The sequence below is a fragment of the Allobosea sp. ASV33 genome (assembly GCF_016428755.1).
In the GTDB taxonomy this organism is placed as follows: Bacteria; Pseudomonadota; Alphaproteobacteria; order Rhizobiales; family Beijerinckiaceae; genus Allobosea.
Map to the genome: position 1 here is coordinate 1 of NZ_JAELTI010000182.1, position 2816 is coordinate 2816.

Below are 2816 nucleotides of genomic sequence, written 5' to 3' on the forward strand. Positions count from 1 at the left end.
GCCATAGACCAGCGTCAGGCCGCGCCGGGCGATCTCGGCGCCCATGGCGCGGGCACCCGCCGCATAGACGGGATCGTTGCCGGGATTGGAGCCGCAGAAGACACAGACAGATTTCATGAACCGAGAGCTTGCAAGATACGGGCCCAGGAGCGCTGGCCCTTGTGGAAGGAGGACAGGTCGTATTTCTCGTTGGGCGAATGGACGCGGTCGTCGTCGAGGCCGAAGCCGACGAAGAGCGTGTCGATGCCGAGCGTGCGCTTGAAGTCGCCGCCGACGGGGATCGAGCCGCCGCTGCCGATCGAGACGACGCGCCCGCCCCATTCATCGGCCAGCGCGACGCGCGCCTTCTGGAGCACCGGCGAATCCACCGGTACCGCCAGTGCCGGCGAACCGGAATGGCTGATGAATTCGGCGGTCACGTCGTCGGGCAGGCGCTCGCGGATGAACTGGTGGAAGGCAGCCGCGATCTTCGCCGGGTCCTGGTCGCCGACGAGGCGGAAGGAGACCTTGGCCGAGGCCTTGCCGGGGATAACCGTCTTGCTGCCCTCGCCGGTATAGCCGCCCCAGATGCCGTTGACGTCGCAGGTCGGGCGGGACTGGATCTGCTCGATCAGCATCCGGCCCTTCTCGCCGATGGAGTGCTTCAGGCCCACCTGCCCGAGGAAGTCCTTCTCGGTCAGGTTCAGGTCGGCCCACTCGGCCTTCTGGGCATTGGTCGGCTCGTGCACGCCGTCGTAGAAGCCGGGGATGGTGATGCGGCCGGTCTCGTCGTGGATCTCGCCGAGGATGCGCGCGAGGAGATGGATCGGGTTGGCGGCCGCGCCGCCAAACAGGCCGGAATGCAGGTCGCGGTCGGCCGCCGTCAGCGTGACCTCCTGATAAACCATGCCGCGCAGCGTCGAGGTGATCAGCGGCGTCTCGCGATCCCACATGCCGGTGTCGCAGACGAGCGCGTAATCGGCCTTCAGCTCGGCGGCATTGGCCTTGATATAGCCGGGCAGGTTGACCGAGCCGGATTCTTCCTCGCCCTCGACGAGGATGGTCAGGCCGATCGGCAGGTCGCCGGTCTCGGCCAGCGTCGCGCGCACGGCCTCGATGAAGGTCATCACCTGGCCCTTGTCGTCGCAGGCACCGCGGGCCGAGATGATCTTGCGGCCGGGCTCCAGCTCGCGGACGACCGGCTTGAACGGGTCGGTGTCCCAGAGGCTGACGGGGTCGACCGGCTGCACGTCGTAATGGCCGTAGAACAGCGCATGCGGCGCGCCGGGCTTGGGGCGGTGGGCTAGGACGACCGGGTGCCCGCCGGTCTCGCGCAGTTCAGCCTTGAAGCCGAGCCCCTCCAGATCGGCCCGCAGCCATTCGGCGGCGGCACGCGTTTGCGCGTTGAAAGCGGGATCGGTTCCGATCGAGGGAATTTCGAGCCAGGTGGAGAGGCGATCGAGCGAGGCGTCGAGCCCCTCGTCGAGACGGGCGAGAATGGCGGGAAGCTTGGTCATGACAGCCATCGGATGCGATTCAGATGACGCCATCATGGCAAGCCACGTCGCGGGCGTCAGCCTCTATTCGCGCATGCCAGGCAGGCCCGCACCTTCTCACCCGGCCGTAATTGCCAATCATTCGCAATTACGTTGACAGACCTGCGGCAAGCCGATACCCCTTATTGCAACCAAGTTGCAGCAAGGCCTCGTCATGACGCAAAGCGCCCCGGAATCCTCGTCGATCTGGCTTCGATCGCGGGGCGAACCGTCCCTGACGGATGTCTTCCGCACCATCAAGGTGACGCCGACCTCGTCGAACTGGCGCAAGTTCCTCGCCTTCTTCGGGCCGGGCTATCTCGTCGCCGTCGGCTATATGGACCCCGGCAATTGGGCGACCTCGCTCGCCGGCGGCGCCCAGTACGGCTACACGCTGCTCGTCGTCGCGCTGGTTTCCAACCTGATGGCGATCATCCTGCAATCGCTCTGCGCGCGCCTCGCCATCGCCACCGGCCGCGACCTCGCGCAGGCCTGCCGCGACGCCTATCCGCCCTATATGGCCTGGCCGCTGTGGCTGCTGGCAGAACTCGCGATCTGCGCGACCGACCTCGCCGAGGTGATCGGCACCGCGATCGGCCTCAACCTGCTCTTCGGCATCCCGCTGGAGATCGGCGTGCTGATCACCGCCTTCGACGTCTTCGTCATCCTCTGGCTGCAGACGCGCGGCTTCCGCTGGATCGAGGCCTTCATCATCACGCTGCTCGGCGTCATCGCGCTGTGCTTCGGCATCCAGATCGCGCTCGCCGACCCGAACTGGGGCGAGGTCATCCGCGGCTTCGCGCCGACGACGGAGATCGTGACCAATCCGAACATGCTCTACATCGCGCTCGGCATCATCGGCGCGACGGTGATGCCGCATAACCTCTACCTGCACTCAGGCATCGTGCAGACCCGTGCCTATGGCGAGACGCTGCCGGAGAAGCGCGAGGCGCTGAAATTCGCGACGATCGACTCCACCGTTGCGCTCTGCTTCGCGCTGCTGATCAACGCCTCGATCCTGATCCTGGCCGCGGCGACCTTCTACAAGGCCGGTCACCACGACGTAGCCGAACTCGGCAAGGCGCAGGAGTTGCTGCAGCCCCTGCTCGGCGCCTCGATCGCGCCCTCGCTCTTCGCCATCGCCCTGCTCTGCTGCGGCCTGAACTCGACGGTGACCGCGACCATGGCCGGCCAGATCGTGATGGAAGGCTTCCTGCGCATCCGCCTTCCCGCCTGGATGCGGCGGCTGGTGACACGCCTCGTCGCGATCGTGCCGGCGATCGCGGTCACGCTGATCTATGG

General features: G+C 66.5%; 2 protein-coding genes. One reads left to right on the top strand and one right to left on the bottom strand.

Translation table 11 applies throughout. From position 1 onward, the window contains the following. Positions 1-113: 113 nt before the first annotated feature. Positions 114-1496 (bottom strand): M20/M25/M40 family metallo-hydrolase, encoded by a 1383-nt coding sequence (locus tag JHD80_RS26900; RefSeq protein ID WP_199093607.1) that lies wholly within the window; start codon positions 1494-1496, stop codon positions 114-116. Positions 1497-1689: 193 nt separating this feature from the next. Between JHD80_RS26900 and JHD80_RS26905 the strand changes: the two genes are divergently transcribed. Then, positions 1690-2816: Nramp family divalent metal transporter (locus JHD80_RS26905; protein ID WP_199093609.1), on the top strand; the 1127-nt coding region annotated here is incomplete at its 3' end.